General features: G+C 72.6%; 21 protein-coding genes. All 21 read right to left on the bottom strand.

What is annotated here, in order from left to right; translation table 11 throughout:
• Nucleotides 1-53: 53 nt before the first annotated feature.
• The 21 genes from IE265_RS38855 to IE265_RS36035 all read right to left on the bottom strand — a co-directional run bounded on the left by IE265_RS38855 (nt 54) and on the right by IE265_RS36035 (nt 25,269).
• Nucleotides 54-1,487, bottom strand: a complete 1,434-nt coding sequence (locus IE265_RS38855; protein ID WP_229916932.1) for a DUF2637 domain-containing protein — start codon at nt 1,485-1,487, stop codon at nt 54-56.
• A 113-nt stretch (nt 1,488-1,600) separates the two neighbouring features.
• Entirely contained in the window at nt 1,601-4,963 is a 3,363-nt protein-coding gene (locus tag IE265_RS36130; protein ID WP_190040018.1) for a LysM peptidoglycan-binding domain-containing protein, read from the bottom strand.
• Complete coding sequence (locus IE265_RS36125) at nt 4,963-5,415, bottom strand: TadE/TadG family type IV pilus assembly protein (RefSeq protein WP_190040017.1); 453 nt, start codon at nt 5,413-5,415, stop codon at nt 4,963-4,965. Before IE265_RS36125 ends, IE265_RS36130 begins: the two co-directional genes overlap by 1 nt.
• On the bottom strand, nt 5,412-5,873 hold the full coding sequence (locus IE265_RS36120; protein WP_373303104.1) for a TadE family protein: 462 nt from the start codon (nt 5,871-5,873) through the stop codon (nt 5,412-5,414). Before IE265_RS36120 ends, IE265_RS36125 begins: the two co-directional genes overlap by 4 nt.
• On the bottom strand, nt 5,870-6,217 hold the full coding sequence (locus IE265_RS36115) for a TadE family protein (protein ID WP_190040031.1): 348 nt from the start codon (nt 6,215-6,217) through the stop codon (nt 5,870-5,872). The genes IE265_RS36120 and IE265_RS36115 overlap by 4 nt, the downstream gene beginning before the upstream one ends.
• Nucleotides 6,218-6,285: 68 nt before the next feature.
• The gene (locus tag IE265_RS36110; protein ID WP_190040016.1) at nt 6,286-6,504 is read right to left on the bottom strand and encodes a hypothetical protein; all 219 of its coding nucleotides are present in this window, start codon (nt 6,502-6,504) and stop codon (nt 6,286-6,288) included.
• A gap of 49 nt (nt 6,505-6,553) precedes the next feature.
• Nucleotides 6,554-7,438 (bottom strand): type II secretion system F family protein, encoded by an 885-nt coding sequence (locus IE265_RS36105; protein WP_190040015.1) that lies wholly within the window; start codon nt 7,436-7,438, stop codon nt 6,554-6,556.
• Nucleotides 7,435-8,379: a type II secretion system F family protein gene (locus tag IE265_RS36100; RefSeq protein ID WP_190040014.1), complete on the bottom strand. Its 945-nt coding sequence runs from the start codon at nt 8,377-8,379 to the stop codon at nt 7,435-7,437. Before IE265_RS36100 ends, IE265_RS36105 begins: the two co-directional genes overlap by 4 nt.
• On the bottom strand, nt 8,376-9,860 hold the full coding sequence (locus IE265_RS36095; RefSeq protein ID WP_190040013.1) for a TadA family conjugal transfer-associated ATPase: 1,485 nt from the start codon (nt 9,858-9,860) through the stop codon (nt 8,376-8,378). Before IE265_RS36095 ends, IE265_RS36100 begins: the two co-directional genes overlap by 4 nt.
• Nucleotides 9,850-10,677, bottom strand: a complete 828-nt coding sequence (locus tag IE265_RS36090) for a CpaE/TadZ family protein (RefSeq protein ID WP_190040012.1) — start codon at nt 10,675-10,677, stop codon at nt 9,850-9,852. The genes IE265_RS36095 and IE265_RS36090 overlap by 11 nt, the downstream gene beginning before the upstream one ends.
• Complete coding sequence (locus IE265_RS36085) at nt 10,677-11,384, bottom strand: SAF domain-containing protein (RefSeq protein WP_190040011.1); 708 nt, start codon at nt 11,382-11,384, stop codon at nt 10,677-10,679. The genes IE265_RS36090 and IE265_RS36085 overlap by 1 nt, the downstream gene beginning before the upstream one ends.
• A gap of 18 nt (nt 11,385-11,402) precedes the next feature.
• Nucleotides 11,403-12,293 (bottom strand): ATP/GTP-binding protein, encoded by an 891-nt coding sequence (locus IE265_RS38850; protein ID WP_229916930.1) that lies wholly within the window; start codon nt 12,291-12,293, stop codon nt 11,403-11,405.
• Complete coding sequence (locus IE265_RS38845) at nt 12,287-12,919, bottom strand: hypothetical protein (protein ID WP_229916929.1); 633 nt, start codon at nt 12,917-12,919, stop codon at nt 12,287-12,289. The genes IE265_RS38850 and IE265_RS38845 overlap by 7 nt, the downstream gene beginning before the upstream one ends.
• Nucleotides 12,920-13,251: 332 nt before the next feature.
• Nucleotides 13,252-15,876 carry an ATP/GTP-binding protein gene (locus IE265_RS36070; RefSeq protein WP_190040010.1) on the bottom strand — a complete coding sequence of 875 codons (2,625 nt, stop codon included), beginning with the start codon at nt 15,874-15,876 and terminating at the stop codon, nt 13,252-13,254.
• On the bottom strand, nt 15,852-16,493 hold the full coding sequence (locus tag IE265_RS36065) for a hypothetical protein (RefSeq protein ID WP_190040009.1): 642 nt from the start codon (nt 16,491-16,493) through the stop codon (nt 15,852-15,854). The genes IE265_RS36070 and IE265_RS36065 overlap by 25 nt, the downstream gene beginning before the upstream one ends.
• The gene (locus IE265_RS36060) at nt 16,490-17,638 is read right to left on the bottom strand and encodes a C40 family peptidase (RefSeq protein WP_190040008.1); all 1,149 of its coding nucleotides are present in this window, start codon (nt 17,636-17,638) and stop codon (nt 16,490-16,492) included. The genes IE265_RS36065 and IE265_RS36060 overlap by 4 nt, the downstream gene beginning before the upstream one ends.
• Nucleotides 17,635-20,310: a hypothetical protein gene (locus IE265_RS36055; RefSeq protein ID WP_308434849.1), complete on the bottom strand. Its 2,676-nt coding sequence runs from the start codon at nt 20,308-20,310 to the stop codon at nt 17,635-17,637. Before IE265_RS36055 ends, IE265_RS36060 begins: the two co-directional genes overlap by 4 nt.
• 408 nt (nt 20,311-20,718) lie before the next feature.
• On the bottom strand, nt 20,719-23,415 hold the full coding sequence (locus IE265_RS36050; RefSeq protein WP_190040006.1) for an ATP-binding protein: 2,697 nt from the start codon (nt 23,413-23,415) through the stop codon (nt 20,719-20,721).
• Entirely contained in the window at nt 23,412-24,002 is a 591-nt protein-coding gene (locus IE265_RS36045; protein ID WP_190040005.1) for a hypothetical protein, read from the bottom strand. The genes IE265_RS36050 and IE265_RS36045 overlap by 4 nt, the downstream gene beginning before the upstream one ends.
• A complete protein-coding gene (locus IE265_RS36040) occupies nt 23,999-24,334 on the bottom strand; it encodes a hypothetical protein (RefSeq protein ID WP_190040004.1) in 336 nt (111 codons plus the stop codon). The genes IE265_RS36045 and IE265_RS36040 overlap by 4 nt, the downstream gene beginning before the upstream one ends.
• Nucleotides 24,331-25,269, bottom strand: coding sequence for a conjugal transfer protein (locus IE265_RS36035; RefSeq protein ID WP_190040003.1), 939 nt, complete (start codon nt 25,267-25,269; stop codon nt 24,331-24,333). Before IE265_RS36035 ends, IE265_RS36040 begins: the two co-directional genes overlap by 4 nt.
• Nucleotides 25,270-25,461 lie beyond the last annotated feature (192 nt).

Here is a 25,461-nt window from a genome sequence, read left to right as displayed (position 1 = left end):
GAACCTCCCTGTTCCGCTGCGGACCTTGTGCCAGGAGGAGCGTCACCTTCGATTCAATCGACCGGTGATGCACCGCTCTCGTGCGGAGTCAGATGGTGCCATCGGTGCTCGAAAGGCTCGGCGAATCTGCTGAGGTCGGAGGGCTGGAGAGGCCTGTTGTACTGCCCGGTGACGCCGCGCTGAGTGAGGTCATGGGCGACCTTCTCCAGGTCAGGGTCCAGGGTGTGGGTCCGGTGTTCGGCCCACACGACATAGATGCGGAACTCCAGGAGATAGCGGCCCAAGGTTTTGGTCTTGATCGGGTTGCCGTGCCGGTCGAGTTCTCCGCGCGCGGCAAGATGCTCCGACAGAGCGGGACCAAGGGGTTCGTGGCCGTGCTGCTGCTGGTAGTCCCGCCAGGCGAGGTAGTAGCGGTCGGCCGCCTTCAGTGCCGCGCCAGCGGGTGAACCGGAGAGGGGCGATTGCTCGAGCGAGGCGTGCGTGCGGTGGGTAGGCGTGGCCCGTTCGGCGGGAGCGGCAGGAGAGCGCACTGCACCGTCTTGTGGCACGTCGGGGGTGCCGGTATGTGCTGCGTCAAGCAGATCAGTCGGGTGCTGTGCAGGCGGCTCGACGTGTGAAGCGGCGACAGCAACACCCCCTTCCTGCCCGCGGTTTCGCTCGTCACGGGGTCTGGCCGGGCCGACCTGTGGCGGTGCGGCGGTGGGGGCGTCGACGCGCTCCAGTTCCGTCTGCCGTCGTGGGGCGGGGGGCAGGACGGCGGGTTCGATGCCAGCGGCGGCGAGGCCGGAGGGGGCGGTCTCGGCCAGCGGTACGCCGTAGCGGGCCAGGCGCAGGGGCATGAGGGACTCGACGGGGGCCTTGCGGCGCCAGGCGCGGCCGAAGCGGGAGCGCAGGCGGGCCTGGTAGACGAGACGTTCCTGCTCCAGCTTGATGACCTGTTCGTAGGAGCGCAGTTCCCACAGCTTCATGCGGCGCCACAGCAGGAAGGTGGGGAGCGGGGAGAGGAGCCAGCGGGTGAGGCGGACGCCTTCCATGTGCTTGTCGGCGGTGATGTCGGCGATGCGGCCGACGGCGTGCCGGGCGGCCTCGACGGAGACCACGAACAGGATCGGGATGACGGAGTGCATGCCGACGCCGAGCGGGTCGGGCCAGGCGGCGGCGCCGTTGAAGGCGATGGTGGCCGCGGTCAGCAGCCACGCCGTCTGGCGCAGCAGCGGGAACGGAATCCTGATCCAGGTCAGGAGCAGGTCGAGCGCGAGCAGCACGCAGATGCCCGCGTCGATGCCTATCGGGAACACGTAGCTGAAGTTCCCGAAGCCCTTCTGCAGGGCGAGTTCGCGCACCGCCGCGTACGAACCGGCGAAGCCGATACCGGCGATCACGACCGCACCCGTGACGACCACGGCGACGAGCAGCCGGTGCGCCCGGCCGAAGCGCAGCGCCTCGTGAGGACTCCCACCGTGTGCACTCGGCTGCCCTCCGCTCATCGCCGCCCCGTTTCCGGACGGGCTTCCCGCCGGCTCGCCGCGCACTGTGGCTGGCGCGTCCCGGCGTCCGGCGGCGAGGTCGTCGGGCCCGCGCGCGGACCCTGGGGAGCCGGTCATGATCCGGCCGCCCGGGGGTCGCGGACCGGAGCCAGGAGTTCGCGGATGAGCTGCTCCGTCTCGATCTCCAGGGGGCAGTCGAGGGCGCGGTTGACGGCCTGGACGCGAGTGATCGCGGTGTGCAGTCCCGAGCGGTTCCCGGCCGCGTACTCGACTCTGAGCCAGTCCCGGTAGAGGAGTTCGGCGCTGCCGTCGGCGTCGAGGCCGGTGACGACGGCGCGTCGGGCCGCGGCGAGGTCGTGGTGCGGGCCGGGGGGAGTGCGGTGGGTGGCCACGGTGTGGGCGACGTCGATGATGCGGGTGGTCATCTCCTGCTGGTGGGGCTCGGCCCACGGCGGGGGACGGGTGCCGAACGGCCGGCCGCGGACCAGAGACAGTGCCTGCTCCAGATCGGGCAGCCCGGCCGGGCCGAGCGGCAGGGCGCGTTCGGCGAGGTGCAGGAAGCGGATCCAGTCGCAGCGCACGCCGGGGGAGAGTCGGTAGGGGTCCTCGCCGGACCTGCGGCGGGGAACGTACGGGGCGCCGGTGGGGTCGTTGCCCAGGGAGCGACGCAGGCCCTGCACGCGGGCGTTGAGGGTGCTCGGCGACCAGGGGCTCACGGGGTCCATGTCCGTGCACAGGACATCCGCGCTGCGCGCGGGCCGGAAGAACATCAACGCGGCCAGCTGCGCCATCCGCGGGCCGTGGCCGGTGCTGTCGACGCCTGTCACCTCGATGGGCCCCAGAACCCGGATCTCCGGCGCGTGCAGGTCCTGCACCCCGCCCTGTGCCGCTTCCGGCACGCTGCTGTCCTCACCCGTGCCCGTGCCGTCGGCTTCTCCCGTCGTTGCGGGACGGGAGGCCGGTGCTGCGGTTGCCTCCGCCTCCGGGGCGGGTGACGACGCTGCGGTGGCCAGTAAGAGCCTGGACGGGTCAGTGGTGGCGGTGAGCAGGGCCGGGAAGACCCCGCCGTCCACACCGGCGGCCGAGGTTGGCGGGCGAGCGGCAGTGCCGACCGCAGGGCTGGCAGGCTTCGGCGCAGTCTGCTCGGGCTGCGGTGTGCCGCCGGGTTCGTCCGGGACGTTCTGCCAGGGTCCCTCGGCCGGATGGGCCGGCTGCGCGGACACCTTCAACGCGGTGGCGATCTGCAGGTAGGAGGCGTGGGCCAAGCGCTGCACCGTGACGGTGGTGCCCACGGAGTCCAGCTGCTGCGGGGTGTTGAGGGAGGCGTTGAGGATCTCTGCTTCCGGGAAGTGCGCGGCAGCCGTGCCGGCCGGTGCGACCAGGGTGACGGGAACCGGCCCGGCTTTGTCGATGACGTCGGCGAACTCCCAGGCGGTGTCCGGGTCCAGCGCCGACGCACACAGCAGCAGGTAGGGCTGATGGCTGGTCTCGGGTATCTGGTGGGCTTCCAGCAGCCGTTCGCTCAGGTCGCGCAGCGCGTGCGTGGCGTGCCGCATGTGGGCGATCCGCGCGGTGGGCAGCAGTTGCGGAAGGTCCTCGCCGAATCCGACGGTCACGACTTCGACGTTGCTGGCCCAGGGGCTCATCCCGAGCTCGAGTGCCAGCGAGAGGCACATCTCGGTGATGTGGACCGGGTTGCCGTCCAGCAGCAGTGCGGGTAGCCGGGCGAGGTTGAGGAGTAGCAGGTCGCCGGAGTCGGTGCTGCCGATGCTGACGAGCCCCGGACAGGGTGGGGGCACCTCCCGGGCGGCCTCCTCGTCCAGGAGGACGGCGTCGGCGGGCAGCTCCCACCATCCGCCCTTCCCGGAGACGAAGGGCACGGACGGCTCGTGGGCGAGGTCCTCCGGCAATACCTCCACCGTGCGGGCTCCGATCCGCGAGGCCCACAGCACCGGCACCTCCGGGGCACTGCCGTCATCCAGGGCTTTGTGGTGGGCCAGGGTCCGCAGGGCCATATCCAAGCGGGCTGCGCCGTTCTGGTCGGCGGCTGCCGCCAGTTGGGCCTCGGCCGGAGAGGTCTCCGCCGCGATGGCGATTCTCTCGCCCGGCGCGCGGCGGCGGCGCTGCAGTGTCCGGCGTAGGGCGAGCGCGCCGGTGACGGCGGCGGCCAGCAGCGCGCCCGCGCCGAGGACGGTGCGCAGAGCCGGGCTGCCTGCCCCACCCGACGGCGGCGCCTCCGGCGCCAGGGCGGCGGGGGAGGAGCCGGCCGGGCCGGACGCCTCGGCGGACGCCGACGGGGAAGCACCGGCGCCGGCCTGCCCGGGCTGTTCAGCGGGATGGCTGCTCGGTGTGCTGGGGGCCGGCGACTGCGGGGCCGACGGCGTGCTGCTCGGGGCGGGCGCCTGCTCCTCGTCCGGCGGGGGCCGGCCGCCAGGATCCTGCGCGGCCGGGGGAGAGGCCTCCCGGTCACCGGCCTCATTGCCCGCATCGCTTTCGTGCGGCGGCGCGTCACGGCCCGGGGGCTGGACGGGGGCGGGCAGGGTGACCTGCTGCCCGGCGTGGATGACATTCGGGTCGGTGATCTCGGGCAGGCCCTCTGGCTGCGGTTTGCCTCTGCTCGCCTCGAACAGGGCGGGCCACCGGCCGCCGTCGCCGAGTTCCTCCTGAGCGATCTTCGACAGGTAGTCGCCCGCGCGGACTGTGACGACACCGGTGTCCCCCTTGGCACCGGCCGCCGGGCTGCCGCCCAGTTGCGCGCGGGCGCCGCCCGCAGCCGGGGTGGACTGGGGCATCTGCAGCTGCCAGCCGGGCTGCAGAAAGCTGCTCGCACGGAAGACGAGGCCGTCGGCCATGGTGCGGCCCTCGTTCAGCGCGGCGATCTCCCGCCACCGCTCGCCGTCCCCCAACTCCCGCTCGGCAATGCCCCACAGGCTCTGCGCCGGCCGCGTCTCCAGCACCGTGTACATGTCCGAGTCCGTGCCCGCCGCAGGCGCCACCTGGCTGGCGCCGGAGGGATGCGTCGCGGCCTGTGTCTGGCCCGGCAGGCGGGGTGCGGCGGTGGTGGCCGGTGCGGCCTGGGCATCGGAGGCGAGAGCCGAACTGGCGGGCAGCAGCACCAGGATGCTGCCGATCAGCAGCGCGGCGGCGCGCTGCGAGGAGCCCATCCCGCGCGGGGCACGCCAGGTACGGCCCCGCAACTGTGCGCTCGCCTCGCGCACGACGCAGAACGTGAACTGCGCCCACCCGACCCAGCCGACCGCCAGGAGCAGCAGCAGGAACGCCGCCCCGGTGTCCTGCCGGTCCAGCAGGTGCGTGAGGTCCTCGTGGCTGGAGGCCCAGATGACGGGGGTGGCCCAGGCCAGCAGCAGCGGCAGCCCCGCCACCGCGGTGGCCAGGACCAGCAGGCCTGCCACGGCCCTGCTGGTGCGGCCCAGGACGCGGGCCACTGTGGCGGAGCGGGCGGGCGGGGTGCGCATCAGTTTCCTCCGGGAGCGGTGACGCCGTGCAGGAGGGTGGCCTGGCCGTGGCCGGTCACCGGCAGCGAGCCGATCCCGACGGCCGACAGGAACGTCGTGTCGTACGAGCCGGCGATTTCCACGGTGAGGCGGGTGCCGTCGCCGGACACGCTGATCGTGCCGGTGGCGCCGGCAGAGCGCAGATAGCTCTGGGCTGCGGCCTGGGCGTCCTGCGGATCCACGACGATCGCGCGGCCGCTGATGGCCTGGGCGGGGTCGATGGCCTGCCCGCCCGCCCGCGCGGCCTCGCCGGCGATGTGGTCGGCGCGTTCGGTGGCGCGCATCTTGCCGCCCCCGTCGACGGCCACGCCGATGATGCCGATCAGCGCGAGGACGCACACCGCGACGAACACGGTGATGCCGCCCCGGTCGTCGCACCGACTTCGGCCCCGTCCTGTGCTGCGGGGAGTCATCCGGGGCCTCGCTGCCTGAACCGGTCGACCACCGAGGTTGCTGTCGACGTGAGTGTCCGGGCTCCGGGCACTCCCGGCAGCAGCAGATCGGACAGATCGACCGTGCAGGTCACCGTTACGGTGACGGTGCCGACCTGGCCCACCGGCACGCTGAGGCCGCCCGTGTCGACGTCGACGCCCGTCGACGCGCACCTGATGCCCTGGTCGTCGAGGGTCTCGGCGGCCGCTCGGTGGGCGGCGCCGTGGGCGGTGGCCGCGGTGCGGTGGAGGGAGGCTTCCCGGGCCGCGTCCTCGGCCGCCGCGTCGATCTTCGCGCCCGACGTGACGAGGCGGCCGCCGGCGAGCGCCAGACACAGGAACATGATCAGCGACGGGAGGACGATGGCCGCCTCGATCGCGGCACTTCCCTCATCGCGGCGCCGGTGGGTCCAACGGGGCGTGCATCGCACCTGGTTCACTCTCCCGGGTTCGTCCAGCGTTCCAGCGGGCCGGAGGCGGACTGGGTGATGTGCAGGCCCGGAACTCCCGGGATCATGGACAGGGCCGTGCCGTGGACCTGGATCTGTACGCGCTGCCCGGTGCTGCGGGCGGACACGCTGGAGCCGGTCAGGCTGTCGCCTGCGACGCGCGCCAGCACGTCGTGGGCCCGGGCCGTGCCGTCGGCCGGGCTCGCCTGGTAGGCGCGGGCCGCGGTGAGGCCTTCGCGGGCCGCGGTCAGGGCGATCTGCCGCGCGTAGTACCACATGGACGCCTGGATGACGGCGACCGTGGCGAGCAGCACGAGCGGGAAGACGATCGCCATCTGGACCGGGGTGTCCCCGCGGTCGTCGCGCCATCGACGGCCCTGCCACCACTGCTTCGCAGGGAACATCACAGGCCGTTGAGGCGGCCGTTGTACTTGCCGATCACGATGGCGATGGTCCCGGCGATCAGTACGGCGCCGGTGACGGCGGCCACCCAGATGATGACGGTGGTGGTGCTGATGTCCCCGCGGTCCGGTCGGCGCCCGGCCTCCGCCAAGGCCTCCTGCAGACGGCTGGTTGCCTCATGCACCGCGCGGTGGGCGCGGGCTGTGATGTGGTTCGACATCGGTGCTCCTGGCTCCTTCGATCGGGCTCGGCAACGGTCGGGGTGCGGGTCAGACGGTGAGCATGCGGATGACCGCGGGGAACGCCATCAGCAGCATCACCAGGACGGCGAGCAGTGCTCCGGGCGCAGTCATCTTTTCGCTGGCGGCGTTCGCCTCCGCGGCCTGATCGGCCAGCAGTTCGGCGTTGAGCGCTGCGGTCCGCGCCCGCAGCGCTTTGTAGACGGCGGCGCCGTCGGTGGCCGATCCCCGCATGATGTCGGCGACGTCGTCCAGGACCGGCAGGTCGTACTCGGCAGCGAGTTCGCTCAAGGCCTGATAGGGCGGGATCTTCTCCAGCCTGGCCCGGCGCAGTGCTCCCTGCAGATACAGGAACGGCCAGCCGCGGCCGACTTCGGCGGCCTTCTCCAGTGCTTCTGCGGGGCCGGCGTCGGCGGCCCGCTTCAGCGCCACCAGGTCCAGGTAGGCGGACACGGCGTGAGCGAACTCCTGACGAGCCCGCTTCGCTTGATCCCGCACCGCCAGGTCCGGGGTGAGGAACAGCAGCCCCGCGACGATCAGGCCGACGCCGGCGGGAACGTAGAACGGCAGGGAGACACCCGCGATGATCCACGGAATCGTCGCGACGACCGGGCACAGCAGGCCCAGCGCGGCGAGTGCGATCTTCCGCAGCATGAACTGGCCCGGCTGCCGGCCGAGCAGCGCCAGGTCGGTGGAGGGGACCCGCACACCGGGCAGCCGACCCAGACGTGCCAGCAGCCACCGGCCCCACACCTCCTCGCGGTCCCAGTCCGGCTCCGGCATGCTCACGGCGGCCGGGGCACTGCGGGCGAGGGCCGGCCCCAACGCGGGCTGCGGACGGAGCAGTTCACGCACCAGCAGCGCCAGGCCCGCACCGACCGTGCCTCCGCTGACCACGACCGGCAGCACATTCACGACAGGACTCCCTGCGTCTCACGCCCGGCGTCCGGCCCCGGCCGGCCTGTCGCGGGCAGGTGGACGGTGCTGGACGGGTCGGCGATCAGAAAGCGTGGGACACGGCGGAAGGAACCCAACTGCCGCATCAAGGCCAGCACTCCGACGAACCCGGCCGTCAGGAACGCCAGCACCAGCTGGCCCAGGAGCGTGGAGTACGGCCTGGTGTAGGACGGCACGAAGAACCCGGCCACCACGATGCCGAGGGTGATGATGGTCATCCACCGCACCGTGGTCCGCGGCTTCGCCCGGTCCGCCTCGATCGACCGCTTGCGGGCGACCTCGTCGCGGACCGTGCCCGACAGATCCTCCAACGCCTGCGCCAGGCCCGGACCGCGGTCGTTGACCGACAGGATCAGCGCGGAGACGACCTTGTCCGCGGTGACGTCGTCGAGTTCCCTGGCGAACGCGCGCAGCGCCGTGTCGGGCCGCCAGCCCAGGCGCAGCCGGTCGGACAGGTTGACGATCTGCGCGGCAAGCTCCTCCGGAGCCCCCTGCCGGCTGGTCATCATCGCCTGCTCCAGCCCCATGCCCAACCGCAGCAGACCGGCCAGGCGCTGCGTCCACTCGCTCAACGCCTCCAACTGACCGATGCGCGCCTGCGCCCCGTGGGCCGGGGCGACAAGCCAGGGCACACCGACCACGGCCACACCGAGCAGGGCGCCGCCGACGAAATTCCCGGAGACCAGCCACACGGCCGCGCACACGACGAACGCCACGGCGGACAGCGTCCGCCGGCGCAGCCGCGCCGTTCGGCCCGGCCCGTTCCCGGACCGTGCGCTCTGCCAGCGCTGCCGCAACGGAGCCCGGCGCGGCGCCGTCGTGCCCACCACGCCGACCACGATGCCGATTAGCCCGCCGATCACGGCCATCCCCGCCAGCAGTCCCGAGACCAGGGTCATCGGCCCGCCCCCACCTTCAGCGGCAGCGGAGCCGGCCAGGCCCCGTAGGGCTGCTGCAGCAGGAACGAGTCGAAACCGACCCGCCGCAGGTCGTCGATACAGCCCGGCTCCATCCGCGGCACCGCCCGCAGCTCACCGAACTCCGGCCCGGGAGCGAACACCGTGTTGGTGGCAGGCCGCCCGTTCTCGCCGATCCCGGTCAGCTCCAGCACATGGGAGACGTAGCGGTGCCGGCGGCCGCCGATCTGCGTCTCGTCCGTCATGTCGACGTACACGACGAAGTCCAGGCCGTTGGCGGTCTGCCGGTAGGCGAGCCGCTCGGACAGGTTGTCCTGGGCGAGCGCGTACAACTCCGCGATCCGGTCGAAGACGATGTCCGGGCGGCGGGCGTGAATCGTGCACAGATTGCCGCCCGACCCGTTCGTCAACGCCTGCATCATCGCCACGACCTCCGGCCCGCGGACCTCACCGACCACGATCCGCTCCAGCGACATCCGCAACGCCGGGTGCATCAGGTCCAGCAGCGTCACCTCACCGGCGCTGCGCCCGGTGGCGTCCCGCTCCCCGTTGGACTCACGCCCGACGAGGGACACGACCTGGCGGTGGTAGCCGTTGGCGTGGGCGAACAGCTCGTCCTCGGTCTGGATGGTGGCGAACCGGCACTCCGGATCGAACTCCTTGAGCATCGCCCGCAGCAGCGTGGTCTTACCCGCCTTCTGCTTGCCCGCGATCATGATGTTCTTCTCCGCGCGCACGCACGCCCCGAGGAACTCGCGCAGCACCGGGTCGATCGTGCCCAGCCGCACCAGGTCGTCGAGACCGGCGTGGGAGACCCGGTGCCGGCGGATCACCGCATACGTCATCGGCCCCAGCCCGGTGATGGCCTGCAGCCGCGACCCGTCCTGCAACGACAGCGCAAGGGTGGGATGCGCCGTGGAGATGGTGCGCTCATGATGCCCCGAACCACGCGCCAACTCCCGCAGTAGATCGAGCAGTTCCTCCTCCGAGTCCGCGACCGCCCCCACCCTGCGGCGCTGCCCGTCCCCGTAGTCGAGCCACACCTCGTCCGGCCCCTGGATGATGATGTCCTCGACCCGCTCGTCATCCAGATACGGCTGCAGCCGCCCGGCCCGAAACAGCAGGTCGTACACGGCACGCCGGAGCGCCTCGTCCTCCTGGGGCGCCATCGCCTGGGCATCCGACCACACGGCGACCGCCTCGTTGATCCAGTCCAGGCAGCGCTGCTCCTCACTGGCACGGCCCATGTCCGGCGCGGTCTTCAGCAACTCCTCGCGCTGCTTGGCGACCTGCGCCGCGATGTGCCGCGCGACCCGGTAGTCGACCGCGACCTGCGGCGTCGCCCCGCCGAGCACCTGCGGACTCGAGGCGGCGCCCACCGGTGCCGAGCGCCGGCCGTCCGCCACACTGCCGGGCGGCACCGCCACCACCGCGGGATGGGGATGCAGAGGCCTAGCGTGCACCGGCCACCTCCCCACCCGCGGCGCGCACGCCGCCCGGATCGAGGCGGGCCCGACGCACCGCAGCATGCTGAACCAGCAGCGCGCTGACCGTCCGTGCCGCCTTCATCAGCGGCGACGTGGTGAAACGACGCGGCTGCTCGGCACCGTCCGACAGCACACGGCCATCCTCCGGCGCATACGGCAGCGTCGCGAGGACCGGCACCTGCAGCACACGCTGCACCTCGCCCGCGGGATACGGCCCCTCGTTGATCATCAGCACACTGACGTCCCCAACCCGCTCCTCCAGCGCGCGCACCCGGCCCTCCGCAGCCTGCAGACAGCGCAAGGTGTTCCGCACCACCACGACCACCGCATCGGCCTGCTCGGCCAGCACCCCCGAGGGCCCGAACGCTCCCCGACGGCCCAGGTCGACCAGGACATCGTGACCGTGCTCGGCCGCGATACCGCGGAAGATCACACCCAGCGCCTTCCACACCGCCCCCAGGCTCGCCGCCTGGGCATGGTCGGTGATGCCCGGCAGCAGCAACCGGTCATGGGGCGACGGTGATTTCCCGCCCTCACCGCTCAGGTCGATCAGCTGCCGCCAGAAGGCATCACCCAGCTCACCCTGCCGAGCGGCGACCGACAGATTCCGCAACCCGTACCGGTCCCCGAGCGTGCCCTGCAGCAGCCCGTGCAGCACGGCGCCACCGTCCGGGTCGCACTCGGCCAGGACCAGCCGCCGACCCGGCTCCAACGGCCACGACAGCAGCAACGCGAGCGCACTCGTCGTCACGCCGGGCGCACCGCTGCACCCCGCCAGCGCGATGACCGCCATCAGCCACCGTCCGCAGCAGCGAGGACCATCCGCAGCGTGCCGGCCGCCGCCCACGCGGCCGCCCGAGGACCGTCCTCCGCCGAGGTCGCAACGTCGACGACCACGATCCCGGTACCGGGAGCAGCGCCGGAAGCCTTCACCACCCGCCCGTCCAGGGTCTGCGGCGCGGCACCGGACGCCTCATCGACCTCCGCCGCGCCCTGGGCCGGAACGTGCACCAACTGCACCCGCTGCCCGGGCACCAGCGCGGTCGCCGGGATCTGCTTGGGCTCCAGGCCGATCGGCACCAACTGCTCACCGGCCTTCACCAGCGAGTCCCCCGTCACCTGCGAGGGGGCCAGCAGGGACCCGGGCTTGAGCTGCACAGCGGCCCGCTTCCCCACCACCGCATCCACCTCCCCCGCCCGCACCGCCTTGACGGCCGGATCCAAGGCGAGCGACGCCCGCCCCAGGTCGCCCTCGGTCAGGACCTGGCCGACCTGGACGTCCCGCACCACGGTGACCACCTCGGTACGATCACCCACCTGCACCAGCAGAACGGCAACACCGGCCCCACCGGCGGCGATCAGCGCCAGCGACAAAGCGATGACACCGGGACGGCGCCGGCGAGCCGACACTCGCGGCGGCGCCACCGGCCCGCCCACACCCCCCTGCGGGGAGACCGCCTTCGAACCGGTTGCGTATAAATGTTCCTGGGTCTGGCTCACGATTTCGCCCCTCCGGCGCTACCTGACGACCTGGACTTCGCCGATCCCCACCTGCACCGTGGTCTGCCGCACCTCGGTGAGCTGACCCGCTGCCCCGCCGCCCTGCCAGTCGATCGCCCACGTCGACGTCGCAGTCACCGCGAACTTGCCCTTCCGCGCACCGGCCGAGGTCTTGGAGTACACGTGTCCGCAGGTCGGCGACTGGGCCAAGCCCTCGGACGGCCGATACTGCGTACCCGGGCCGTTGCACGTCACCGAGACCCCGTCACCCATCTCCCACACGATCTTCGACACCTTCGCAGTCGCGGTCACCGTGACCCCGCCGGCCGACGCCGAAGCCGTGTTCGGCCCGAACGTCGTGGCGCTCCGGTTGACCCACATCCACATCGGAACACCGACCGTGTACCGCCCAGCCGCCCGCGGGCTGACCACATCCGGGCCGAGCAGCGTCATCGAATCCACCGCACGCTGCGCCAGGACTGCTGGGTCCACGGCTTCTACCGCAGGAGGGTCGGCCAGCCACACCATGCGGACGATCGTGAGTTCCCCGCCGGTCCTCGTGCAGCTCTGCTCGTACACAGCACCGTCGCCGGGCTTGTGACCCTCCCAGTCCCGACTGCTCGCGGGCGGCTGCGGGTCAACGAGCTTGTAGGTGCAGGCGTTCGCGAACTCGTTGTCCGCCGCATCACCCGAACCACCGCCACTGCCTCCGCTCGATCCGGCCGTGCCGCCACTCCCGCCTAGCCCGCCGCCGGCCTGGCCGGGGACGTCGACCTCGACCGTGCAGTTGTACAAGCCGCACTCGATGCCGCCGTCACCCTTGGGGTCCTCGTTCGCGTAGGTCGTGACAGGGACGGAGGATGCGGCCAGAACGACCAACGCGGCAATGGCGATCTGGCGGCTCAGCACGACTTCCCCTGAGGTCTGTCGCGGGTGACGCGCCACCCTTGCGGGTATTTCTCGACGACGCTGACGATCACGTACTTCGTCAGCCGGTTGTCCGGGAGAGATACCGGCTCTTTAGTCTCGGCGTCGACGGTTTGCCAACGTGAGATGTCCAGGCAGCTGGAGACCGTCGCGTTCGGGATTCTCCGCGAAGCGTCGACCTTGGTGACGGTCTGGTCGGTGAGCCCGATCTTGCCCACGTAGATGCGCTTGCGGTCATGAGCACGCTGCGCGTCCAACTCGGCGTTCCTCAAAGCCTCGGATGCGGCGTACCTCTCAAGGTCTGCGCTCCTGCCCGTCGGATCGGCGTAGAGCTTCTCCATCTCCTGCCAGTAGGCCGCGTACGTTTCGATCGCTTCCTTCTTCGCCTCTTCCTTCGGGTCAGTGGTGGCAGGGGTGGTCTGTGTCTGGGTGGCTTTCGGGGATTTGGTGGCCGCGTGGTCCTTCGCGTCCGGTGAGCTGCACGCTGTCAGGGTGAGCGCGGCGCACAGCGTGAGGGACGCGGCAGCGGCCTGGCGTAAGTGAGCGGTGGAGTGGAGTGCGCGGCATTTCACGATGCCTCCCGTGCGGCATGGTGCGAGCTGGGCCACGCCGCATTTGGGGCAGGCGGCGCCGACGCGAACGGTCGAACTGCTGTGCTTCGTTTGCGGAGTTGAAAGGTTACGCATATGCCATCCAACTCGCCAGTGAGGTTGATGAGTTGGATGGGTAAATCGGTGCGCAACAGGCAACTTTGATGCCGGAATCCGACGTACCGCTCTGTTCTTGCGTGTACGTCGGCCGTCGCCGAGACGGGAACGCATGCAGAACTCCTTTGCTCTCGTGACGATCGTCGGTTGCTTCCTGTGGGCCGTGGGGGTAGTGCGCCGACGGCGTGTTCAGCGGTGCGGAGACGGTCTGCCGTGGAAGGTGCGGGTCGGAGCTATTCGTCGTATGGCACCGGGTGGGGGCCGTGGGGGTTGGCGGGCGTGTGTGGGGTGAGGAAGTCGCGGACGCGGTCCAGTTGCCGGGCGGCGCGGGTCGTGAGCTGGTCCAGCGGCGCGGTTTCGGCGCGGGTCAGGGCGGAGCGTTCGAGTGCTGCCGTCTGGCGGGGGCGGGCGTAGTCGGCGAAGACGTCGTCCAGGTGCGGGCCGGTGATTTGGACGGGGCCGATGCGGCGGCCGTGAACGGTCAGTGACAGGTAGTGCTCGAAGCGGTCCAGGGTGGCGACGATGTCGGGGCTGGGATGGTCGCCCCATTCCGCGGTGATCGCAGCGATGGCGGACTGCGAGCCGGCTGTGGAGGCCAGGGTGGAGGCGTTCTGGATCAGGGAGAGCCGTACCGGGGCGGGCAGGCGGGCGAGCAGTTGGGTCATGCCGTGGACGTGGACCTTGTATTTGCGGAAGTCCTCGAACATGGCCGCGATGGTTTCCGGGGCGGCGCCGGTCAGGGTGATGAGTTCGTCGAAGTACGGGCGGAACGGCACCCGTTGCTGTTCGGGGGTGTCGCGGCGGGAGCGCACGGCGCGCAGCAGGTCCCGGGCGAGGAGCGCGGTGATCAGCCGGTCGGTGGGTCCGTTGCCGCCGGGGCACACCCACACGATCATCCGCGTGTCCATGGCGGCGCGGATGTTGTAGGGGCCGGCGGGCTGGCCGAGGAAGGCGCGGGTGACGGGGTGGGCGGCGAGGCGGGCGATCGGGTTGAGGACCACGGCGAACGCGTCGGGGGGCAGTGTGGGGAAGACGGTCTGCCACCAGGCGCGGGTCTCTTCGTCCAGGCGTGCGGTGAGTGCGTCGAGTGCTGCTGTGCGGAAGGCCGTGTCGGTGAGCAGGGGGCGGATGTGGAAGAGGGTGGCCTGGTCCTCGGGGCGTCCGGCCCGGCAAGCCGTCTCGTTGACGGCCACCAGGACGGTCAGGGCGGCAGTGAGGATGGTCAGGGCGCGGGGGGCGCTGACGTCGTCCCAGCCGAGGGCGGACGCGTAGGCGTCTGCGGTGGCCTCGACGACCTCGTGCGCGACCTGGCCCTGGTGCATGCCGATGGGGTTCCATGAACTCAGCTGCGGTGCGGGTCCGCCTGCGTTGAGGTCGATGAGGGCGATCCGCTGCATCAGGGTGTCGTGGGCCAGGAACGGCAGGGCGCGCGGCCAGGAGTCGCGGTGCGGGTCGAGGAACAGCAGGCCGCCGCCGGCGTGGGCCCAGCCGATGGCCTGGGCGAGGGCGCGCTCGGTCTTGCCGCCGCCCGCTTTGCCCACGCCGACTTCGAAGAGTGTCTCCGCGGCGTAGCTGGCGACCAGGCGGCGGCGCCCGTCGGGGCTGCGGTAGATGCCTTGCAGCAGCAGGTCGGGGTTGTCGAACTCGAAGGTCGGCAGGTCTGCGGGAAGCAGCGGCAGCCGGCAGTGCACGGTGGGCGGCTTGAGCAGGCCGGTCAGTTCCTCCAGGCGCACCCAGTTCGGGCGGGGCGGCTGGCAGTGTCCCAGCCGCCAGCGGCGCTCGAAGGCGCGCCGACTGGGCCAGTGGTCGGCGCCGAACCGCCAGGGGCCCACGCGCCAGCCGCGCATCGCCCACCGGGAGCTGCCGCCGAACACGTCGAAGGCGGCCTGGAGTTGGGCGAGCCGGGCCTCGGCGCGGCCTTCGATGTTCGAGGCGCACATCACGAGGAGCTGCACGCGCACGAGGTGGTCGTTGTCGGCGAGTTTGCCCAGCGCCTCGTGGGGTTCCACCCGGCGGGGGACCGGTGGCATGACCAGACGGCGCCCGCTCCCGCCCCGCCGCCCACCGGACAGGTGCTGCAGCTGCCAGGTCAGTGAGTCCTCGATGCCGGTGGCGTCCTGGCGGACCCAGCGGGCGGTGCGCTGGGCTTCGCGCCGCTCCCGGCGGCGGGCGTCGGCCATCAGCTGCATGCGGCGCGCCCGCAGGACCCATTTGGGGGACCGCTGGAGGTCGAGCCGTATCTCGGCCAGGTCGCCCAGCTCGGAACGCAGATCGCAGACGGCGTCGACCAGCGGCTGCAGCGGGTCCGGGGCGAGGGGGACGTTCCGCAGCGGCGTGACGGGTTTGCCCCGCAGGATGAACTCCGCCCGCACCACCTGCTCGCGCGGCTTGTCGACCAGGGGGCGGGCCCGGTGAACGGTCACGTGCGGGCCGAACGGGGTGATCGACAGCAGGCGTTCGCCGCCGGCCGGGCCTTCGACGCGGTAGCGCAGCGGGGCGGAGCCGTCCGCGCGCAGCCGGATCTGCACGGACTTGCTGCGGCGCGGCGCCCACCACGGCATGCTCGTCGAGGCCCGGGCGAGCTGGACGCCCCGGCGGAAGATCTCCTCCAGGTCGGGGTCGAAGTGGCGCAACGGCACGAGTTCCAGTGCCATCCGCTCGGCCGAGGCCTTCCGCGCCAGGCGGCGCACCACCAGCTCGCTCAGCACGCCCGCGACAAGGACGGCCGCCGCTGGCGCATACCAGTGGGTGACCAGCCACCAGGCGGCGTGCGCGAGGAAGACGAGCGGCCCGAGGACCGGTCCGGCCGCCGGCAAGGCGGCCACCTGGGCGGTCAGATGCGGGGCTGCGGAGTCCACCGGGATGCTCCCTTCGCGCTGGTGCGGGTGAAGTGCCAGTCGGTGACGCGGCCGTCGGTGAACGTGCCGCCGCGGTCGGCTGCGGCCCACACCAGATGCACCACCGCCCGTCCGTAGTCACCGTTGCGGCGGGCGATCGCCGCCTGGATCCGGAAGGAGCCCGCGCCGAACGCCGGGGCCGGAGACCGGCCGGCGGGGAAGACGGCCGGCCACCGGGCGCGGCCGATGCCGGTGGCGTCCGCACGCAGCAGGGCGCGCCCGGCAGCCAGCAACTGCCGCCCCTCGCGCGCGGGAAGATCCGCGGGCCAGGCCTCCTCCAGCGCGCGTTGGACGGCCGCATCACCCGCCGGACCCTCCCCCTGCGGCGGCAGCGGCGGCGATGCGGTCCGCGGGGGGCCCGCCCCGCCCGCCCCGCTCACCTCGCGGGCCGGTCCGGCCGGCCCGGCTGGCGACGCCGTGCCCCGCCCTGCGGCGGCCGTCTGCGAGGGTGGCTCCGGGACGGCTGCGCCGGGCGGCGTCGTTCGGTCGGGCAGCGTCAGCAGGACGATCCCCACCACGGCCAACACCACTGTGACGACCAGCAGAAGACGCGGGGGACGCGTGGGGTGGGCGGTCATAGCAGCCGGGCCCCTCCCGCGAAGCCGGACATGGCCTGGACGGCGTCCAGGCGTACGACGGTGCCCGGCCGGGCCGCGTTGACCATGCGGCCGCCGCCGACGTAGATCCCGACGTGGTGGATCGTGGCGTCGCGGCCCGGGGCGTACGCGAAGAAGACGAGGTCACCGGGGATCAGGGCAGCCGTGCCGAGCCGGGCGGGAATCCGGCGCCCGACACCGGCCTGGGCGGCTGCGGTGCGCGGCAGCCGGATGCCGGCCTTCGCGTACGCGTAGACGGTCAGCCCCGAGCAGTCGAAGCCCTTGATGCGCGCGCCGCTCTTGCCGCTGGGGGAGCAGCAGATCCCGTACGACGGGCCGTCCGCACCGCCGCCGCCCCAGGAGTACGGCACGCCCCGCCGGGCCAGCGCCGCCGCGAGGACGGTGCGGGCCTTCCCGGACACGTGCTTCAGGTCCGGGGCCTTGGCGGCGGCCGTGTACTGGTCGATCCAGCCCAGCACGTCGGCCACGTACGTGCGGGAGTGGTTGTACTGGTAGACCGCGGCGGCGAGTTGGCGGCGCTCGGCGAGGTTGCGGCCGCTGCCGCACAGGTAGACGGCGGCGCCGAGCGCGGCGTCGTCGGCGTTGTGCGGGTCGGCTTCCTGGCCGCCGCCGGCGTCCCGCCCGACGGCCTTCCAGGTGGAGGGCAGGAACTGGAACGGGCCCACCGCACGCTCCCCGTGGGCGGTGCCGTCCCACCGGCCGAAGTCGGTGTCGGGGAAGACGGTGGTGTTGCCGCCCGCCCCGGAGCCGTTGAGGAGGACCCCGTAGATCCGCGGGCGTATGTCGCCGTTGCCGGCGATGCTCCGGCCCACCGCGTGACGGGACTCGACCTGGGCGATCCCGGCCAGGATCGGCCAGCGCATGCCCCGGCATCCCGGCACATGACGGCCGACCTGCGCGGCGCCCTTCTTGTAGGCGCTCAGCATCCGGGCGGGGATGTCCGCGGCGCTGCCGTCACCGACGTCTGCGGTGTCCTGGAGCCCGCTTCGGGCGGTGACGTAGGCGCTGATCGCGCCGGAGACGGGAGCCGCGCAGCAGGCGGCGCCGAACAGCAGCAGCGCCAGCACGCCCGCCCACCGCGCCAGGCGGCGCCGCGGCCGCCTCATTCGGGATCACCGTCCTCGGACGGCGGCCGGCTTCGGTCCGGGGCCCCCGGTTCGGACTCGGCTTCGGGTGCGGTGCGCCGCATCAGTTCCTGCATGCGCCGGCGGGCCTCGTCCCGTGTGCTGTTGCGGGTGCGGCGCGAGCCGGGCAGCGCCGACGCCCGACTCGGATCCGGACGGGCGCGGCTCTGGCCTGCCGGCCCGCCCGGGGACACCGATGTACCGGTGCCGCCTGCGCGCGCGGACGGCGGAGAACCGGGCCGCACCGAGGGCGGCGTGCGGCCCGCGACACGGCCTGCACGGGCGGCCAAAGACGCAGCAGAGGGCGCCGCAGGGGGAGGGGAGGTGGCGGGGTTCGGTGGGGTCGCACGCGGGTGGCTGCGGGCGGGCAGGGTACGGGCGACCTGCTGTCCCAGGCGAGTGTCGGCCCAGGCCTGGCCGTCCTCGCGGATCGTGTTGCCCCACACCCGTACCTGCTGGCGGGCGTCGTACGAGAACTGCGACCCGCCCCTGCGCGCCCGGTCGGCGGTGGCCGAGATAGCGGCTGTCGCCCCGTAGGCGGTGCGGCCGGTGCGGTGGAGGATGCGGTATCCGCGGAAGCGGACCAGGCGGTTGTGGGCGCGGGTGGACAGCAGGGTGCGGTCGCTGTTCTGGTCGTGCAGGATGTGGCCCGAGCGGCGGTCGACGACCTGGCCGTCCTCGGTGCGGTAGCGGTCGGGCGGACCACCCGGACGCCGCGGTCCCCCGCCCCCGCCACCACTGCCCGGGCCACTGCCGGGACTCCCGGCCGGACCGCCAGCTTGCGCGTCCCCGCCTGCGGTGGGCTTGCGCCACGCCGTCAGCTGCTCCGGCTCCGGCCGCCGTCCGATCAGCAGCCACAGGGCGCCCTTGCCGCCGAGCCGTGCCCCGAGCCCGCCGACGGCCGCCGCCGCCGTGAGCGGGGCCAGACCACGCCCGGCCTCCGCCCCGGCGTCGGCCAGCACCCGCCCGGTGTCGACCGGCATCCCCGCCCCATCAGCCAACGAGGCCAGTGCGCCCGTCAGCCGCTGCCGGGTACCCAGCAGCCCGAAACGACCGCCCGCACCACCGGTGATACCGCGCAGGCCGCCCCCGAACCCGCCCAGCGCGGCAGGCGAGTTCAGGGCCAGGGCGGCGCCGAGCTCGGAGGTGTCGCCGGGCAGATGGGTGCCGCCGACCTTCGCGTACCGCATCCGCATCGCGGTGCGGCGGCCGAAGGACGTGATCCCGGTCAGCAGCCTGCGGTGCCCGGCCGCACCCGCCACGGCCAGGACATCGATCAGCAGGATCCGTTCCACCATCAGGTCGGGGCCCTCGGTGATGGTGGCATCCACGGCGATCCCGAAGAACGGCACGAACGCGCAGACCGCGACCAGCGCCAGCACGGAAATCCCCCACAGGGACAGCCACTTCCACACGCTCTGGCGCGGGGGACCGGGCAGCATCGCGGCGACGAACGTCACGCCGCCCACAGCCGCGGCACCCACACAGACGGCCTGGGTGCCGAGCATCACGAGGGTGCTCGACAGGAGCATGCCGCAGATGAACCCGGCGGCGATCAGCAGGAGCGCAGCCCCGCCCAGGCGCCACCAGGTGGGCGCCCGGGCATAGTCGGCGCACGCCCGGCCGACGGCGCCGGCCTTCTCCAGATCCTGCAGGAAGGCGGAGAACTCCCGGTCCTCGTCCGTCACGATCGCCTGGGAGGCGTCGAGGAGTTCCCCGCCTGGCGTCAGCTCCGGCAGCGCATCCGCCGTCCCGTCGTCGTCGGTGTCGCGCTCGCAGTACGCCTTGCCCGGCCCGATGACCTTCTCGCACGGGTCACTCGCGTCTGCGGGACCGTCCTTGGCCCGGTATCCGCCGGTGACCCACTTCAGGTGGACGGCGTAGGCCTTGCGGTCGCCGCCCTTGGCCGGGTCGAGGATGCGGCCGTACTGCAGCAGCATGTACGGCTTGACGATCAACGCGTTCGTGATCGAGTCCTGGAGCGGGCGCGCCACCTCCGCGGCGGACACCGGACCCTGGCCCTCACGCTCCAGGCACTTGGCCTCCTGCCGGCCGGCCAAGCCGTCACACGGACCGCGGCCGGCGAGCTTGCCGCCCCAGTTGTAGGCGTTGACGCTCCGCTGCGCGACCTCGGCAGCCACCTGCTGGCCCTGCCCCAACGGACCATCCTGGGCGAGCAGGTAGTCCGGGCGGACGAACACGGACGCGGCGAGCGCCCCGATCAGGAGCGTCAGGAAGATCTCGCCCAGACCACGCCCCACCCGTCCACGCACAATCATGAAACCGGCGAAGACGAAGGCCCAGGCCAGCAGCAGACCCTTCAACCCGAGCGCGTCGACGACCACATCGTCGTAGGCGTCGGCGACCTCCTGCGCCGGCCGGGCGAGGATCTTCAACAGGGGGAAGCGGAACGCCAACTCGATCGCCCACCCGGCCAGCCCGACCAACAGCCGAATCAGGGTGAACAGGCCCGCCAGCGCGAAGGCCAGGGCCTGCGACTTGAACGCGACGATGGACCCGCCCGACGCGTTCAACTCGTAGCCGTTGATCGGCACCCCCTCGGACGAGGTGATGTCCAACGGCGCCAACAGGTCGCCGCTCGCGCCACTACTGCCCGCCGCGTAGACGACCTGGCTGTTGACCAGCACGAACACGATTGCCAACAGCGCCACGAAACCGGCCGAGCGCAAGCTCGCCCCATCGGGGCGCACCACGTCAGCACCGCCCTTGCACAAGCGAGCTGCGCCGCCGCCACACCAGCAGGCCGGCCAGGCCCGCCCCAGCAGGCAGCACCAACCGCAACACCCCGGCCGCCGCATCACGGCCGCCGGACCCGAGAGGTGCGGGGGAGCGCTCGCAGTACGCCCGGCCCGGTCCCACGATCAGATCGCACGGATCCCCGTGCGCAGGCCCTGCGCCCGTGACCTGTCGGGCACGCGGCCCCCACGAGTCCGGCGTGCTCCAGGCGGCGGCCAGGGCGAGCACGCCGACGGCGACCGCCGCCACCGCCAACACTCGTGCCGCCGCACGGATGCGGCCCGAGCAGTCCCGCACCGAGGGAGTCATCGCAGCTGCTCCTCAGAACGGGTGGCGGCGGCGTGGTCGAGGAGCGGTTCGGCGGCTGCCCGCGGCGTGCTGGGGTGTCGTCCCGGTGTGGTGGTGATGGACGACGTGATGCGTGCGATGCGGGGGATGACGGCCTTGACGCGTCCGGTGTTCTGCCGCGGGCAGGTCAGCAGGAACTCGCCTTCGCGGCCGCGCTGCCCGACGGGGGACAGACCGCTGGTCACCAGCCGCACCAGTTCCGCATCACCCGGGTCGAGGCCGACGAACTCCAGCCCGCGGCGGGCGCGTTCGCGGTCCGTGGTGCGGGCCAGCGCCCGGTAGGCCATCAGGCCGCGGTCGGGTCCCAGCTCCAGGGCGTCGTGGGAGCCGGCGATGAGGCCGGCGCCGTGCTTGCGGCCGTCGTGGAGGATCTCGTGGACCAGGGCGGTGCCCTCCGCGGACGAGGTGAGCCAGTACAACTCGTCCAGGACCACCGCGGTGAACCGCTGCGGGTCCTCGAACGCGGTCTGCCGGGCGATCGCGGCGATCAGGTAGAGGACCGCACGGCCGATCAGTGCCTCCAGCGGCTGCTGGTGCAGGACCTCGGGTTGGTCGAACGCGGCCTTCGGCGGCAGCTTCAGCCCGGTGGTCGTGATGACGATCATGTCCCAGGCGCTGGAGGCGTCCAGCCGCACCGGCGGCAGCGCCGGGTCGAACACCATCCGGGCCAGGGAGTTGGTCGCCACGACGCGGATGAGGCCGGCGAGCGTGGCGGCCGCGTCCTGCCGCTTGCCCCGCTCACCCGCAGCCATCGCCTCAAGCACCCGCAGCACCCGGTGCATGGAGGGTGCACTGCCGGCGGCGGCCTGCTCGACGGCATGGTGCAGGACTTCCCCGTTCGTACTCATCGGGCCGATACCGAGCTGCAGGGTGAGGTAGGACAGCGCGTAGTGACGCCCTTCCGGCCCGTCGAACATGCGCAGCGGGTCGATGGACACCTCCGCCCGGGCGGCGTCGATGACCTGCACGCGCCCGCGTGCGGCCGTGCGCGCGAACGTGGCCCACTCGCGCACCGGAGTGCGGTCGATGCAGATCGCGCAGCCGCCGCGCGCCCACACCGCCTCCGCGACGAGCTTCTGCAGGACGCTCTTGCCCGCGCCGAGGTCGCCGACGATGCCCATCGACGCGGACGCATCCTGCTTGGGAGCATCAGCCACGTTGATCATCACAGGGCGGGTGGTGCCGCTGTCCAGGTCGACGCCGAGGAACATGCCGTCCGGGTCGCCGACCTCCGCGAGAGTGAAAGCGCCACCCAGCGCCCAGTCCTCGGAGAGCTGGTGCTGCGTGAACTCCCGCACCACGCCCGGCCGCACGGTCCCGGGCAGACCGAGCGAGAACAGGGCCTCCTGCAGGCCGGCCGGGCGCACCGCCCGGTAGTCGGCGCCGCCGAGCAACGCGGCCAGGGCACGGGCCCGCGCATCGCAGACGGCGGCGGTCGGCCCCCACACACTCAGCACGGTCACCGACTGCACCTCCACCTCGACCGAGGTGCGCGACAGGCGGGCATCGAGCTCACCCAGGTCGCGGGCTGCATCGGTCAGCGAGGCCGGCATCCCCGTCGGCCGGGCGTCGTACTGGTCGGCCTGGTCGATCAACTCGTTCTTCTTGCGCTGCACCTGCTCACGAGCCTTCTCCGCCGGCACGAGGGTGAGGTCGACGGTGTAGTCGACGGGGAAGTCGAGCGTCTCCAACTGGGTGAACAAGTCGGCCGCGTCCTGGCGCACTGCGGGCGGGCACTCGGCCAGCGCCAACTGCGCCTGGTAGCCGGTGCCGGCGTCCGTTTCGACCTGCAGCCACCGCCGCCTCAGCGGCGAGGCGGCGGGCAGACGCCACCACGCCCCGCGCCCCGACCGCGTGAGGGCCTGTCCCGCCCGCTTCTTCAGGTCCTCGACCTCGTCGAGCTCCGCGTCCAAGCCCCCTTCCTGCACCCGCACGTTCCCCAGGTCGGCGTAGCTGGGGCAGCGCAACACCCCGCCGCGGAGCTGCCCGCCGTACAGGTCGCTGGTCTCGGCCTCGGCGAGCAGCGGCTCCGCGAAGCCGCGGTGCAGGGCGTGCTGGACCATCCACACGATCTCCGCCGGACGGGCGGCCCGGAACGCGACACCGCCGCCGAGCGCGGCCTCCACCCGAGCGGCCTGCTCGCGATACGCGCTCACCTCCCGCCGGGCCACGGGGGCGGGCCGCAGGCCCAGCGCCGGGCCGGCCTGCGTCCACATCGCGCCGAGCGTCGCCGACACCTGCAGCCCGGCCGCCTCGGCCGCCAGCGGCACGGCCAGCCACAGGGTGCGGCGGTGCATCTCCTGCCCGTCCAGCAGTTCCACAGTGGCTTCGACGTTCTCCACCCACGGATGCACGTCCTCACCCGGCGCCGGGGCGGCCGGTTCGATGCCGTCGATCATGCGCAGGGCGATCTCCCCGGGGTCGACCTGCGCGCACAGCCCGAACAGCCGCGGCGCCCCGGACAGCGAGCGGATCAGGTGCGTGCTCTGGGCGAGCTGTTCGTCGCGCACGGCGGACGGCACCTGGGTGCCCTGGACACTCTCCTCGCGGCGACCGCCGGCATCGGACCCCGGGTGCAGCCGGTAGACGGCCCAGACACTGCCCTGCGTTGACCAGAGAAGGTGCCCGGCGATATGACGGATCGGGACCCTCACCGCCCGCCCCCCGCCCGAGCCACCGCGAGCAGGTGCTGCATGCCCGACACCGGACCCACCGACATCACAGGCACTGCAGGTGCCGCGGGCACGGCGGGTGGGGTGCGGCGGCGGGTGGGTGGACGGCCAGCCGCTCGGCTACGGGCCGGTGCCCGTCCGGCCGACGGCCCCATCGCGCGGGCCGGCCCGCCGGGCGGCGAGGCCGGGGTGTCCTCGATCGTGAAGCCGCCCCACAGCGGGCTTGATGGCCGGTCGCGGGCCGCGCGCCCGCCGATCCGCCCTCCCCGCGGCTGCCAGACGAGCAGCAGCCAGCCCAGCCCTGCCTGCAGCGGGGCACGGCCCCGGATCCGGGGACGGCGCACCGCCCAGACGGCGACCAGCCAGGCCGCGATCGGCACCGGCCCCATCCACGACCACCAACTGACCGTCTTGACCAGCAGGAAGCCGCCGCCCACAGCGACACAGATTTGCGCAGGCGTATAGGGGCCCAGCGGGATCTTCCAGTCGGCGACCTTCCCCAGCACCCACGGGTGACGACGGGCGGACGTGTAGAAGCGCCCCACCCGCCCCGCGGCGGCCGCGCTCACCACCCGCTCCCCGCACCACTGTCGCGCAGGACCGGATCAGCACCGCGGACGATGCCAGGCACGGCGGGCGCGCCCTTCGCCGGGTTCTTGACCTCGTCCTCGAACACGTCGGACAGGTCCTCGCGGGAGTTGTACAACCCCAACGCGATGATCATCAGCAGCAGGCCGCCGATCCCCGCCTTCAGACTGAACCGCTGGATCATGATGACAACGACCAGGACGATCAGACCGGCCTGCAGACCCTTGGTCGCCCAGTCCTGGAACATGCCGATCCACGAGTCGCCGAGGTCGTCCAACTCCCCGGCGAGGAGCATGCCGTGCACCCCGCTCATCGGGCACCACCGCCGCGCCCGGTCCCGGACTCCAGCGCGGTGACCTCCCACCGGCCCGAGCGGGCCTTCAACGCCAACTCGTAGGCCAGCGGCCACCGACCGCCCGTATCCCGGGCCTCCACCGGCGCAAGGACTCGGACCCGGGTGCCTTCGGCCGGTACCCGCTCAACACCCGCCACCTCCTCGACCCCAAGAAGTTGCCGCACCGCGACCGCCGCATACGGGGCGGGGGACAGGGCCGCCACTGTCACTCCCGGCGCGAGGTAGCGGTCCACCTCCCCGGCCCCCGTGAGGTACGCGGCAAGGAACTCCCCGACCGCGGACGCCAGATCACCACCGGCCGGAACGCTCACGCCGTACGGCGACCTCGCCACCGCGGCCCGCCCGGGGCCGGCCACCGCACCGGGCGCACCGGTCACGGCGAACGAGACACCGCTCGCAGCGAAAGCGACCGGCACCACGAAGTACCGCACCGCGTCCCTGTCGTACTGCGCAGCCACCGTCACCGACCACGCCCCGTCCCCGCGCCGCGCACTGCGCACCGCCGTCACCGACCGCAGCGTCGCCTGCGCATCCGCCGCCCGGTCGGGCAGCGCGACATCCGGTGCCATCGACTGCGCAAGCCGCCCCTGCGCACTCGTCGCGTCATCCGCGGTACTGCGCAACCAGGCATCGACGAACACCTGCGCATACCCCGCCGGATCGGCCGCATCAGGACTGCGCACCACAGCCGGCCGGGCCGACGGAGAGGCCGAGGCCGACACGGTGGGCGGCCCGGACACCACCGCGACGCCCAGCGAGAGGGGCCCGGCCGCGATCGCGATGAACAGGGCCAGCCGGGACAGACGCACACGGCGCCTCATCCTCTCCAGCCGGACACCCGCCGCCATCGCCGGGGCAGCGGCGCCCTGCGACACCTGCTTGCCAGGAGACATCGTCAAACTCCCAGGTCAGATCGTGTACTTGCTGACCTTGAGAAAAGCCACAGACCCCGACCGGACCACCGACCACGCCGACCCGACCACGGTCACGAGGGGGACACAACACCGTGGTCGGGGTCACGGTCTGGGTTCTATCGGTCGTTGCAACACCTCAGCCCAGAGGTGGCAATGGACAGTGCAGTTCGT

The organism is Streptomyces fructofermentans (assembly GCF_014651055.1).
Taxonomy (GTDB): Bacteria; Actinomycetota; Actinomycetes; order Streptomycetales; family Streptomycetaceae; genus Streptomyces; species Streptomyces fructofermentans.
The sequence above is the reverse complement of the archived record's forward strand: the minus strand, read 5'-3'. Positions and strand labels throughout refer to the sequence as shown.